We start from the raw sequence: 12,263 nt of genomic DNA on the forward strand, positions 1-12,263 counted from the left end.
TGGGGGCGAGGCGCCCGGCCCATGACCGGTCCCGGCCGCGTACGGCCGGGACGATCTCGACTCACATCGGGTACAGATTGTGCTTGCGCGGGTTGGGCTTGCGCACCGCGCCCTTGTCGCGCAGCAGCCGCAGCGCCTTGCGGATCTCCAGGCGCGTGGTCGACGGTTCGATGACCGCGTCGATGTAGCCCCGCTCCGCCGCCGTCCACGGCGTCGCCACGGTGGCGTTGTAGAAGTCGATCATCTGCTGCTTGAGCGTCTCGCGCTGGTCCTCCGGGGCGGCGGCCAGCTGGCGGCGGCCCACGATGGACACCATGGATTCCGCGCCCATGACCGCCAGCCGCGCGGTCGGCCAGGCCAGGCTGATATCGGCGCCCAGCTGCTTGCAGCCCATCACCGCGTAGCCGCCGCCGTACGCCTTGCGGGTCACCACGGTCACGATCGGCACGGTGGCCTCGATGAGGGCGCGGAACATGCGGCCGCCGCGCTTGATGACGTGATTGCGCTCCTCGTCCACGCCGGGCAGCACGCCCGGGGTGTCGACCACGTACACCAGCGGCAGTCCGAAGGCGTCGCACAGACGGATGAAATGCGCCGCCTTGTCCGAGCAGGCCGCGTCGAGCGCGCCGCCCAGTACCAGCGGCTGATTGGCGATCACACCGACCGGTCGGCCGTCCACGCGGGCGAAACCGGTGATGAGATTGGCCGAGGTCTTGGCGCTGATCTCGTGGAATTCGCCGTCGTCGAAGATGCGCAGCAGGATGTCGTGCATGTCGTAGCCGACCTTGTCGGAATCCGGGATGATCCGGTCCAGTTCGCGGTCGGTGTCGGTGAGCTCGGGCTCCAGGCCCGGATTCACGATCGGCGGCTGCTCCAGGCAGCTGGTCGGCAGGTAGTTCAGGTAGTCGCGCACCCAGGCGAAGGCGTCGGCCTCGGTCTTGGCGACGTGGTGCACGGTGCCGTTCTGCTCCAGGGCCCGCGCCCCGCCCAGCTCCTCGGCGGTGACCGACGAGCCGGTCACGGCCTTGATGACCTCCGGGCCCGTGACGAACATGTACGAATCCTCGGTGGCCACCAGGACGTCCATATTGATCGGCCCGTACACCGATCCGGCGGCGCATTTGCCGAGCATGACGGCCACCATGGGCACGTACCCGGACAGATCCTCCTGCAACCGGCACATGATGGCGTACCAGGCCAGCGAGGCCACGCCGTCCTGGATGCGCGCGCCGCCGGAGTCGTTGATGCAGACCACCGGGCAGGCGTTGTTGTAGGCGAAGTCCATGGCGGCACGCACCTTGCGGCCGAACATCTCGCTCACCGAGCCGCCGTACACGGTCTGATCGTGGGAGATCACCACCACCGGGCGGCCGTCGATATAGCCGCGGCCGGTCACCACGCCGTCACCGTAGGTGGCGTTCGCGACGCCGGGCTGCCGAACCAGCGCGCCCAGTTCCACGAAGGTCCCGGGGTCCAGGAGCATGCCCACCCGTTCTCGGGCGCTGGGAATGCCTTTCTTCCTACGCTTTTCGATCGCGGCCTCACCGGCCGGTTCTTCGGCGATCTCCAGGAGCTTGCGCAGTTCGGCGAGCTTCTCCTGTGTGCCCGTCATACCTCGGTCTTGCCCTTCCACCATCAGGTCAGCGACCCGAACCGGTCACTGTCGGCGTGCCGGATCGCGGCTACCGACCGCCCACGGTACAGTGCCGCACCCGTGCCGAACCAGTGATCGCGTGCGGTTGCGGCCTGCCGACCGGTCGGCAGGGGCCATCCGGTCGTACACTTCGGTGCGAAACACGAGTAGCGGCGGCGAGCGCCGGATCGAAACGAGAGCAAGGGGCGGCTACGACGGTGAGTGCGGTAGTGGTAGGTGATCACGTGGTCGGCGAGGCGGCGGCACACCCGTACGAGGTGATCCGCCCGAACCTGGATACCTTCCGGTTCTCCGAGGTCAAGCGCACCGTCACCATCGGCACCGTGCTCAGCAGCTCGATTCTCAAGCGGGTGGTCCGGCACGGGCTGCGGCCCGCCGCGCGCAAGCGCGCCGTGGCCGACGGCATGGTGGACGGCTTCGAACACCTCGGCCCGCTGTTCGTGAAGCTCGGCCAGCTCATCGCCTCCTCGCCCGGCACCTTCCCGCGCGAATTCGCCGACGCCTGCCTGCGCTGCCTCGACGATATGAAGCCCTTCCCGGCCGCCGAGGCCAAGGCCATCATCGCCGCCGAGCTGGGCAAGCCGATCTCCGAGCTGTTCCGAGAGTTCGACGACGTCCCGCTGTCGGCGGCCTCCATGGCTCAGGTGCACGGCTGTGTGCTGGCCGACGGCCGCCCGGCCGTGGTGAAGGTGCAGCGCCCCGACATCGCCCGCCGCATGATCGTGGACCTGCGCGCCGCGCTGCGCCTGGCCCAGGCCATGGAGAAGCGGTCGGAGAACGCCCGGGTGGCCAATGCCTCGGGCATGGTGCGCGATCTCTACGAGGCCACCGTGGCGGAGCTGAACTTCCTCATCGAGGCCGACAACCAGACCCGCGCCCGCGCCAACCTGGCGGCCTTCGGCGACAACACCAATGTCGCCGTCCCCGAGGTGTATTGGGACTACTGCGCCCCCCGGGTGCTGTGCATGGAACGGATGCGCGGGCTGCCGCTGGACCGCTTCGACGATATCCGCGCCGCCCACCCCGAACCGGAACTGCTGATCCGCCGCCTGGTGAAGGCGTGGATGGAGAGCGTGGCCGTGCACGGCCTGTTCCACGGCGACGTGCACGCGGGCAATCTGTGGCTGCTCGACGACGGCCGGGTGGCCATGCTGGACTTCGGCATCGTCGGGCGGATGGAGAACGAGTGGCGCGACTTCGTGCGCGCGCTGTTCTACGCCTCCGCCATCGACAACGACTTCCGTCCGGTGGCCCGCGCGCTGCGCGCCCTCGACCTGGTCTCCGACGACAGCGGTGACGACGCCACCATCGGCCGTCAGCTGGCGGTCGCGCTCGGCCCGGTGCTGTCGGGCAGCCTGGACAAGCTCGACCTGGGCGTGGTGTCGGCGCGGCTGCTCGAATTCGGCAAGCGTCGTGGGGCTTCCGGTCCGCAGCAGCTCATACTCATGGGCAAACAGCTCGGCTACTTCGAACGCTATGCGGTAGCCCTGGCGCCGGGCTGGAAGCTCGGCAAGGATCTCTACCTGTTCCGGAACATCTTCCCGGACGAGGTTGCCGCCAAGGCCGCCGAGGCCGGTACCGGGATGCCGACCGACTGATTCGCCGCCGAATCGGACCTCCTCGTTGATTCCGAGCAAATCCGGCCCGTGATCGTGCGATATTGGTCAGCGGGCAAGGGGATGCACGCGGGGCTCTCGGGCGATCAGCGACGGTATCCACGGAGGCGACAACTTCATGACGATTCTCTCTGCGGTCGCGGGCGTACAGCGCGGCGACGCGGCGGTGACCCCATCGGGTCGCCGCCCCTCGACCGAGGAGCGTATGCGGGATTGCGAGCGATTCTTCGGCCAACCCGAACTGGCGCATCTGCCCGGTTCGCGGTGCGCGGACGCACTGGCCGGACTGCGGCGCACCGGGGTGTACCGGCACACCCCGGAGGAATTGAGCATCGGCGCGAAACTGGCCTGGCGCAATCACGATCGGTGCGTGGGCCGCAAGCACTGGCGGGCGCTGGAGGTGCTGGACGCGCGCACGGCCAGCACGCCCGCCGAGATCGCCGAGGCATGTTTCGCACATCTGCGGCGGGCCACCAACGGTGGGGCGGTGCGCTCGGTGATCACCATCGGCCCGCCCGCGCGGCCGAGCGGGCGCGGTTTCCGCATTCTCAATCCGCAACTGGTGCGCTACGCCGGATACCGGGTCGGCGGTGAGGTGGTGGGCGACCCCGCCACCGTGGAGTTGACGGCGTTCGCCGAGGAACTCGGCTGGCGCGGGGCCGGTGGGCGATTCGACCTGCTGCCCTTGCTGATCCACACCCCCGACGACGCGGTGCACCGCTTCGACCTGCCGCGCGACCTGGTGCTCGAGGTGCCGCTGCACCATCCCGAGTACGCCTGGTTCGCCGAACTCGGGCTGCGCTGGTACGCGGTTCCGGCCGTCTCGAACATGGATCTGGAGATCGGCGGCGTCGACTATGTGTGCGCGCCGTTCAACGGCTGGTACGTGTCCTCGGAGATCGGCCGCGATCTCGGCGACAGCGACCGCTACGACACCCTGCCGGAGATCGCCGACCGCATGGACCTGGATCGCAGCAGCGACCGCACGCTCTGGCGGGACCGAGCCCTGGTGGAGTTGAGCCGCGCGATCCTGCACAGCTACAAGCGATCCCGCGTGCACCTGGTGGACCACCACACCGTGGCCCGGCAGTTCGTCGACCACGTCGACCGCGAGAACGCCGCCGGCCGCGCCTGCCCCGCCGACTGGAGCTGGATCAACCCGCCCCTGTCCGCCAGCCTGACCCCGACCTTCCACCGCTACTACGACCCGCCGGACCCGCGGCTGCGCCCCGCGTTCGTGCACCGCGACGCGATGAGACCGACTGCACCACAAGCTGTTTCGACAGACGTCAGCGCGCCGCCGAAACGGCGGTCACTGTGGCGCTTACTGCGGGGTTGATCGGATCGCCGTGTCCCGGTCCGACTTGGCTTGAACTGGCCCAGCCCGGCACGGCCCGGACCGCCAGGCGCGGACGTCGGCATCGACCGTCCCGCCGCACTCGAGCGGCCGGAGTACCGGATAGGCGCTCGCCCAGGCGAATTCGCACCCTGCCTGCGTGGTCCGGACACCCGTGCTGTCGCGGCAACCCGCTGTCAGCCTGCAACGCGCGACCGGGAGCGCGGCGAGCAGGTCGGCGGCGGGGCGGCCGCACAGGAGGCCCGACCATGACGGGTGCGGGTGTAGCGCCGTCGGTTGGGGCCGAGTGGGGCACGCGGTCCGGTCGGGCCGGGCGGGGCACGTTGTCGGTCGGGCCGGATGGGGCACGCCGTCTGGCCGGCTGAGCGGAATACGCCGTTGTCCGGACTGGGCGGGGCACGTCGTCGGTCCGGCCGAGCGAAACACGCCGTCGGTCAGGCCGGGCTGGGTACGTCGTCGCTGAAGTATCCGAGTCGGACGTCGTGGGTGACCTCGCCGCTGTCCACCGCGACGCGACCGGTCATGGGCGGGTAGCCGCGCGCCACCACCGTGTACTCGCCGGACGGGAGGTCGGGCACGGTGTAGTGGCCGGTCGTGTCGGTGCGGGTGGTGGCGGTGACGTCGCCCGCCGCGTCCAGGACGGTGATCTGGGCGTCGGATACCGGGCGGCCCTCGTCGGCCCAGGCGAATCCGGTGAGTACCGCCATGGGGGCCAACTCCACGTCGTGGCGCAGCAGGCCGCTGTCGGGCACGGTGAGCGTGGTCGCGCGCGGGCGCATGTGGTCGGCGACCGCGACCAGCGTGTAGGTGCCCGACACCACGCCGTGGCACACATAGCCCCCGTCGGGGGCGGTGACGGCCGTGCCGACCACATCGCCGCGCGGATCGGTGAGGGTGATGGTGGCCCCGGCCAGGGGATCGCCGCGCAGCGCCGAGCGCACCACGCCGGTGAGTTCGCCCGCGCCCGGCAATGTCAGGTCCAGGTGCTGCGGGCGATGGCCGACGGTGACGCTCACGGCACTGGGCTGATGGCCGCCCGCGGCGACGATGAGCACGTACGCGCCGGGCTCGGGTGCGCCGATGGTGTACTCGCCGTGCGCATTCCCGGTGCTGCGCGACACCTGATGCCCGTGCTGGTCGATGAGGGTGAGCACGGTCTCGGGTACCGGATTGTCGTCGCGGTCGCGAACGCGGCCGGTGAGCGGCAGCTCGTCGGCGTCGAGGACGGTCCCGGCGGCGGGCGTCGCGACCGGTGGCGCGGGCCGATCCTCCAGCAGCGGAATCTCTTTCATGAACATCAGCACCAGGCAGGCCAGCAGCGACACCCCCGTCGCCACCCAGAACACGCCCTGCACCGATTCGGTGAAGCCGATGAGAATGGGCTTGCGCAGCTGCGCGGGCAGCGCCGCCATGGCGGTGGTGTCGCTCTGAATGCGTTCCAGGCCCGCGCCGTCGAGTCCGGGCGGCAGCTGCCCGCCGAAGGCGCGCACGATCCGCTCGGGCAGCAGATTGAACAGGATGGTGAGGAAGACCGCGACGCCGAGGGTGCCGCCCATCTGGCGGAAGAAGGTCGCCGCCGCCGTGGAGACGCCCATATCCGCCGGGGGACAGGCGTTCTGCGCCGCGATGATCAGGGTCTGCATGCAGCCGCCGAGTCCGAAGCCGATCACGGTGGTGTAGACCATGATCTGCCACATCGGGCTGTCGAATTCCACGCGGGCGAACAGTCCCGCGCCGACGGCCATGACGAAGGTGCCCAGCACGGGCAGCATCTTGTAGCGCCCGGTGTACTTGGTGACGAGTCCGGCCCCCTGCGCGCCGACCATGATGCCCAGCACCAGCGGCAGCATGAGCAGGCCGGCCGTGGTGGGCGAATAGCCGCGCACCACTTGCAGATACAGCGGCACCATGGTGATGCCGCCGAACATGGCGATGCCCACGATGAATCCGGCCAGGATGGCGATGCCGAAGGTGCCGCTGCGGAACAGCCGCAGCGGGATCAGCGCCGCCTCGCGCATGAGCGCCTCGACGAGCAGGAAGGCCAGCGCGCCCACCGCCGCGATGCCGTAGCAGAGCAGCGCCCGCCGCGAATCCCAGCCCCAGTCCCGGCCTTGCTCGGCCACGATGAGCAGCGGCACCACGGCGGCGGTGAGCGCGAGCCCGCCCGGCCAGTCGATGCGCTGGCGCTGCCGGACGAAGGGAACGTCCAGCCATTTGGCCACCACCAGCAGTGCCAGCGCCCCGATGGGCACGTTCACCAGGAAGACCCACCGCCACCCGTCCAGGCCGATGAGTCGTTCGTAGTCGGAGAAGAATCCGCCCAGCACCGGCCCGACCACGGTGGCGATGCCGAACACCATCATGAAGTAGCCCTGGTAGCGCACCCGTTCCCGGGCGGGCACGATATCGCCGATTATGGTGAGCGCCAGGGACATCAGGCCGCCCGCGCCGATGCCCTGCACGGCCCGGAATCCCGCGAGCTGGTACATGGAGGTGGCGAAGGCGCAGGCCGCCGAACCGATGACGAACACCCCGATGGCGATGAGATAGCAGGGTTTACGGCCGTAGATATCGGCGAGCTTGCCGTACAGCGGGGTGGCGATGGTCGCGGTGATGAGGTACGCCGTGGTGGCCCACGCCTGTTCCTCGAAACCGTGCAGACTATTGGCGATCTTCACGATCGCGACACTGACAATGTTCTGGTCGAGCGCGGCCAGGAAGACCGCGAGCAGCAGTCCGGACAGGATCGTGAGGATCCGGCGGTGCGACAGCGGTGCCGCCGCCGCGCCGTCGGCATCCGCCGTCGTCGCGAGAGTCGAATTCGTCATCGTAGGGCCCTGTTTCAAATCGTCGGCAATCCGTGGTGGAACTTCGCGATACGAGAGTCGAGCCGGTGAAACGGGTTCGGGCAGCGCACGTGCCTGCCCGAACCGTGCTGGGACCCACGTGATTCCGGCACTAGGCCACGGAAATCCAGGGTCGGCGTGATCGAATACTAACCCCTGGCGTATCCGGAGTTACAACCGCCGCTTCTAGGCGAAGAGATGTGCGATGACCGGACGGATCTGTTCGACCGCGCGTTCGGTGGGGCCGGTGGGCTGGAACAGGTGGCTGAGGGCAAGGCGCACCAGGGTTTCGGTGCGGTCGGCCAGTTCGGTGTCGGACAGATCGGGGAGGCCGTACCGGGTGCGCAGGGTCAGCGCCACCGCCGCGACCGCGCGGCCGAGGACCGGTTCGGTTTCGGTCATCAGCGTCGGCAGCAGGGTGGTGTCCGCACCCGATCGTCCGGACAGCACGGCCTTGAGCAGGGTGTTGTCGGCTCCGGTGCGCAGCGTGTAGTCCACGGCGGCGGTGGCTCCCGCGACCGGATCGTCCGGATGGGCCGCCAGGCAGTCGGCGATGCCGACGAGGAAGGTGTCGACCTCCTGGCGGATGACCACATCGGCCAGATCCTGTTTGGTGCCGATCTCCTTGTAGAGGACCGGGCGGCTGACGCCGACCTCCTTGGCCACCCGCGACATGTTCACCGCGCCCCAGCCCTCGGTGACGACCAGGCGGCGCGCGGTGTCGAGCACGCGCTCGCGCAGGAGTTGGCGCATTTCGGTCTGGAAGTTCGCCGCTTCAGCCACGGTCCTGATCGTACATGACCAGGTCGAGCGTTCGATCATTGACAGATGTATCTGATGTGTATGTAATGAATACACTTCGTCATGAAGTGTAAATAGGAGATCGACAATGACGACATCTCGACACCCCGAGTCCCTGGACGCGACCCCGCAGTGGCGCGATCGCAAGCGCTACCTCTGGCTGTTCGGCCTGGTCGCGCCGACCGCCATCTTCCTGGCCACCGGCTTCGTGTGGGCGTTCGATCAACTGGGCTGGCAGGCCGTATCCTCGCTGTGGTGGTGGATCGGCCCGGTGCTGGTCTACGTGCTGCTGCCGCTGCTGGACCGGTTCTTCGGCCCCGACGGGCAGAACCCGCCCGAGGAGGTAATGGCGCGGCTGGAGGCCGACCGGTACTACCGCTACTGCGTCTACGCCTACATTCCGTTCCAGCTGCTGAGCCTGGTGTTCGCGGCCTATCTGTGGACGGCCGACAACCTGTCGTGGCTGGGGATCGACGGCGGGCTGAGTCCGATCTCCAAGATCGGGCTGGCGCTGAGCATCGGCGTGATGGGTGGTGTCGGCATCAATACCGCACACGAACTCGGCCACAAGAAGGACGAACTCGAGCGCTGGCTGTCCAAGATCACGCTGGCGCAGACCTTCTACGGCCACTTCTACATCGAGCACAACCGCGGCCACCACGTGCGGGTGGCGACTCCCGAGGATCCGGCCAGCGCCCGCTTCGCCGAATCGTTCTGGAGCTTCCTGCCGCGCAGCGTATGGGGCAGCCTGACCTCGTCGTGGGAGTTGGAGAAGACGCGACTGCGCCGACTCGGCAAGTCGCCGTGGACGATACGCAACGACGTGCTCAACGCCTGGCTCATGACGGTGGTGCTGTGGGGTGCGCTGGCCGCCGTCTTCGGCCCGATGGTGCTGCCGTTCCTGGTGATCCAGGCCGTCTACGGTTTCTCACTGCTGGAGACGGTGAACTATCTGGAGCACTACGGGCTGCTGCGGCAGCGGACCCCGTCCGGCCGCTACGAGCGCTGCACGCCGGAGCACAGCTGGAACTCCGACCACATCGTGACCAATATCTTCCTGTACCACCTGCAGCGGCACAGCGACCACCACGCCAATCCGACTCGGCGCTACCAGATTCTGCGCAGTATGGACGGCGCGCCCAATCTGCCCAGCGGTTACGCGAGCATGATCGGCCTGGCCTACTTCCCCCCGCTGTGGCGCAAGGTCATGGACCACCGGGTGCTCGCGCACTACGACGGAGACATCACCCGCGCGAACATCCAGCCCGGCAAGCGCGAGCGCGTGCTGGCGCGGTACGGAGCGAGCTGATGTCCGCCTACCGCTGCCCCGTGTGCGAATACGTCTACGACGAAGCCGCCGGTGCGCCCCGCGAGGGGTTTCCGGCCGGTACCCCGTGGTCCGCGGTGCCCGACGACTGGTGCTGCCCGGACTGCGGGGTGCGCGAAAAGATCGACTTCGAATCCCTTTCCACTCCCACAGGACCCGCCCATGAGTAACGACTACAAACTCTTCCGCTGCATCCAGTGCGGTTTCGAATACGACGAGGCGCTGGGCTGGCCGGAGGACGGCATCGAACCCGGCACCCGCTGGGACGACATTCCCGAGGACTGGTCCTGCCCGGATTGCGGGGCGGCCAAGGCCGATTTCGAGATGGTCGAGGTCAGCCGCGCATGACCGCGCGCATCGTGATCGCCGGTGCGGGCGTGGCCGGGGCGACGGCGGCCAAAACCCTGCGCCGCGAGGGCTATTCGGGCGAGGTCGTGCTCGTCGGGGCCGAGTCCGGGCTGCCGTACCGGCGGCCGATGGTCTCCAAGGAGATACTCGCCGCGACCGCCGCCGAACCCCGCACGCTGCTGGAATCGGCGGATACCTGGCCCGCCCTCGATATCGACCTGCGCACCGACACCAGTGTCGAGGCCATCGAACCGGACGCCGCCAAAGTGCGCCTGTCCGACGGCACCATGCTCGGCTACGACCGGTTGCTGCTGGCCACCGGCGCGCGGCCCCGCCGCCTGCCCGGTACCGCGCGCAATATGCACACCCTGCGCGGTGTGGCCGATGTGAACCCGTTGCGCGCGGCCGCTTTCGACGGCGGTTCGCTGCTGATCGTCGGTGCCGGACTGATCGGCTGCGAGGTGGCCGCCACACTCGCCGGGCTGGGCGTGCGCGTGACGGTGCTGCACGCCGGGCCCACGCCGCTGGACCGGGTGGTCCCCGCCGTCGTCGGCGAGTACTACCGGCGGCTGCACGCCGATCACGGCGTCCGGATCCACACCGACGTCCTGCTCGACCGCCTCGACGACACCGACACCGGCGTGCTCGCCACCGCCGCCGACGGCCGCACCTGGTCGGCCCCCACCGCCCTGATCGCCATCGGCGCGACCCCGAACACCGATCTGGCCGCGGCCGCCGGGCTGGCCGTCGCCGACGGCATCCTGGTCGACGACCGCCACCGCACCTCCGTGCCCGGCATCTACGCCGCCGGTGACGCCGCCGCCCGCTTCGACCCGGCGCTCGGCACGCACCGCCGCGAGGAGCACTGGAACAGCGCCCAGTCGCAGGGGGCGGCGGCCGCGAAAGCCATGCTCGGCGTCGATCCGCCACCCCTCGAGGCGGCCTGGGGCTGGTCGACACAGTACGGCGTGAACCTGCAATTCGCGGGCCGGTTCGACCGGGCCGAGGAGATCGTCGTCGACGGCAGCTTCGCCACCCCGAGCGTCCTGATCCAGGCCACGTGCGCCGACCGGCCGGTGGGCGTGGCCGCCATCGGCCGCGCCGCCGAATTCCGCTCGGCCCGAGCGCGGATCGCGGCCGAGCGGGAATCTGGAATGGGTACGTCGCCCTGAGGGCGCTGGCGAGTTCCGCGCATCGCGCGCGGAACTCGCCTGTGCGCCGAACCCACCAGCGCGGGTGTGTCACCAGGGCGCGTGCGTCGTGGTGGCGGTGCTCGGGTTTCTCCGCAGCAGGGACCGGATCAACAGGCCCTGATTCGCGACATCTCGGGGGATACCCGCCGCGTGGGTGCGAAAGAGGCGCTCAGGATTCGGCTTGCCGGATCGGCTTCGGCGTCAGCGCCGCTCGCAGTCGATCGACGATCACCCCGCGCGCCGCCCGGCCCTCCGGGGTCGGGGTGAGCGGGTAGACGTGCACCAGGCCGGGCTGTTCGTGGTAGTCGACCTCGACACCGGCCGCACGGGCCTTCGCCACCAGCAGTCGGGTATCGGGCACCAGGATGTCGTGGGTGCCGCAGAAGACGGTGAGCGGGCCGAGGCCGGACATCTCGCCCGCGAGCGGACTGACGCGGGGGTCGGTGAAGGGCAGATCGCCGCGCCAGAGTTCGGTGAGCACGCGCGAGCCGTGGCGGCCCAGCCACGGATCGCGCGGTAGCACCGCGTCGATCTCCGGATTGCTCAGTGACAGTTCGAGGGCGGGGGAGATCAACACCGTGCGCGGGAGCACCACGTCGTGCTCGTCGCGCAGCAGCAGGGCGGTGGACAGGGCGATCTGGCCGCCCGCGGAATCCCCGGCCAGGCATACCTCGCCGTACTCGGAGCGCTTGTCCCGCACCAGTTTCGCGATGGCGGAAACGACCTGCCCGGCGGTGCCGTAGGGGATGAGCGGATAAATGGGCAGCACGACGGCGGCACCGGCGTGCGCCGCGATATCGGCGGCCAGCGCCCAGTGCTGGGACGCGATCTCGTTCACCCAGCCGCCGCCGTGGGCATACACCACGCAACCGTGCACGGTGCCGGACCGGGGCGTCAGCGTGTACACCGGCCACCCGGGCTCGCGATCCACCGTCACCGTCACATCCGCCCGCAGTCGACGCGGCGGGCCGTAGGGCCGGGGCCGCAGGGTGCGTTCGCGAATGTGGCGACGAGCGCCCTCGGCGGTGCGGAAGGGGCGGTTGCGGCGGGTGACGCGCAGGAATCCGGGCAGGACCACGCGACTGAGGAAACTCGGCTCCATCGATCGACCATACGTCTCG

Annotated in this window: 10 protein-coding genes; 6 read left to right on the forward strand and 4 right to left on the reverse strand. The window is 69.4% G+C overall.

Going from position 1 to position 12,263, the window contains the following annotated elements; all coding sequences use genetic code 11:
• Positions 1-61 precede the first annotated feature (61 nt).
• A complete protein-coding gene (locus tag ON31_RS14375; RefSeq protein WP_039813981.1) occupies positions 62-1,612 on the reverse strand; it encodes an acyl-CoA carboxylase subunit beta in 1,551 nt (516 codons plus the stop codon).
• Between the two features lie 239 nt (positions 1,613-1,851).
• On the opposite strand from ON31_RS14375, the gene ON31_RS14380 reads away from it, so the two are divergent.
• Both ON31_RS14380 and ON31_RS14385 read left to right on the forward strand, forming a co-directional pair.
• Entirely contained in the window at positions 1,852-3,252 is a 1,401-nt protein-coding gene (locus tag ON31_RS14380; RefSeq protein ID WP_255222102.1) for an ABC1 kinase family protein, read from the forward strand.
• 223 nt (positions 3,253-3,475) lie between these two features.
• On the forward strand, positions 3,476-4,609 hold the full coding sequence (locus tag ON31_RS14385; RefSeq protein ID WP_063821495.1) for a nitric oxide synthase oxygenase: 1,134 nt from the start codon (positions 3,476-3,478) through the stop codon (positions 4,607-4,609).
• 452 nt (positions 4,610-5,061) lie between these two features.
• Here ON31_RS14385 and ON31_RS14390 read toward each other — a convergent pair whose 3' ends face one another.
• Together ON31_RS14390 and ON31_RS14395 are read right to left on the reverse strand one after the other, a co-directional pair.
• The gene (locus ON31_RS14390; protein WP_039813982.1) at positions 5,062-7,455 is read right to left on the reverse strand and encodes an MFS transporter; all 2,394 of its coding nucleotides are present in this window, start codon (positions 7,453-7,455) and stop codon (positions 5,062-5,064) included.
• Between the two features lie 204 nt (positions 7,456-7,659).
• On the reverse strand, positions 7,660-8,256 hold the full coding sequence (locus ON31_RS14395) for a TetR/AcrR family transcriptional regulator (RefSeq protein WP_029932336.1): 597 nt from the start codon (positions 8,254-8,256) through the stop codon (positions 7,660-7,662).
• Positions 8,257-8,362: 106 nt separating this feature from the next.
• On the opposite strand from ON31_RS14395, the gene ON31_RS14400 reads away from it, so the two are divergent.
• Genes ON31_RS14400 through ON31_RS14410 form a run of 4 tightly spaced genes read left to right on the forward strand, consistent with a single transcriptional unit; the run spans position 8,363 to position 11,121 of the window.
• The gene (locus ON31_RS14400) at positions 8,363-9,583 is read left to right on the forward strand and encodes an alkane 1-monooxygenase (protein ID WP_039813983.1); all 1,221 of its coding nucleotides are present in this window, start codon (positions 8,363-8,365) and stop codon (positions 9,581-9,583) included.
• Positions 9,583-9,771, forward strand: a complete 189-nt coding sequence (locus ON31_RS35605; RefSeq protein ID WP_081592447.1) for a rubredoxin — start codon at positions 9,583-9,585, stop codon at positions 9,769-9,771. The genes ON31_RS14400 and ON31_RS35605 overlap by 1 nt, the downstream gene beginning before the upstream one ends.
• A complete protein-coding gene (locus tag ON31_RS14405; RefSeq protein WP_039813984.1) occupies positions 9,764-9,949 on the forward strand; it encodes a rubredoxin in 186 nt (61 codons plus the stop codon). Before ON31_RS35605 ends, ON31_RS14405 begins: the two co-directional genes overlap by 8 nt.
• On the forward strand, positions 9,946-11,121 hold the full coding sequence (locus ON31_RS14410) for an NAD(P)/FAD-dependent oxidoreductase (RefSeq protein ID WP_039813986.1): 1,176 nt from the start codon (positions 9,946-9,948) through the stop codon (positions 11,119-11,121). The genes ON31_RS14405 and ON31_RS14410 overlap by 4 nt, the downstream gene beginning before the upstream one ends.
• A 190-nt stretch (positions 11,122-11,311) precedes the next feature.
• Here the strand turns inward: ON31_RS14410 and ON31_RS14415 are convergent, their stop codons facing one another.
• Complete coding sequence (locus tag ON31_RS14415) at positions 11,312-12,244, reverse strand: alpha/beta hydrolase fold domain-containing protein (RefSeq protein WP_039813987.1); 933 nt, start codon at positions 12,242-12,244, stop codon at positions 11,312-11,314.
• Between the last annotated feature and the right edge of the window lie 19 nt (positions 12,245-12,263).

Origin of the sequence: Nocardia otitidiscaviarum NBRC 14405 (genome assembly GCF_000308635.1) — a bacterium.
Classification (GTDB): domain Bacteria; phylum Actinomycetota; class Actinomycetes; order Mycobacteriales; family Mycobacteriaceae; genus Nocardia; species Nocardia otitidiscaviarum.

What these genes read in the sequence shown, in the direction of transcription:
- ON31_RS14375 (WP_039813981.1), bottom strand. Translation starts at nt 1,612, where the DNA reads ATGACGGGCACACAGGAGAAGCTCGCCGAACTGCGCAAGCTCCTGGAG.
- ON31_RS14385 (WP_063821495.1), top strand. Translation starts at nt 3,476, where the DNA reads ATGCGGGATTGCGAGCGATTCTTCGGCCAACCCGAACTGGCGCATCTG.
- ON31_RS14390 (WP_039813982.1), bottom strand. Translation starts at nt 7,455, where the DNA reads ATGACGAATTCGACTCTCGCGACGACGGCGGATGCCGACGGCGCGGCG.
- ON31_RS14400 (WP_039813983.1), top strand. Translation starts at nt 8,363, where the DNA reads ATGACGACATCTCGACACCCCGAGTCCCTGGACGCGACCCCGCAGTGG.
- ON31_RS35605 (WP_081592447.1), top strand. Translation starts at nt 9,583, where the DNA reads ATGTCCGCCTACCGCTGCCCCGTGTGCGAATACGTCTACGACGAAGCC.
- ON31_RS14405 (WP_039813984.1), top strand. Translation starts at nt 9,764, where the DNA reads ATGAGTAACGACTACAAACTCTTCCGCTGCATCCAGTGCGGTTTCGAA.
- ON31_RS14410 (WP_039813986.1), top strand. Translation starts at nt 9,946, where the DNA reads ATGACCGCGCGCATCGTGATCGCCGGTGCGGGCGTGGCCGGGGCGACG.
- ON31_RS14415 (WP_039813987.1), bottom strand. Translation starts at nt 12,244, where the DNA reads ATGGAGCCGAGTTTCCTCAGTCGCGTGGTCCTGCCCGGATTCCTGCGC.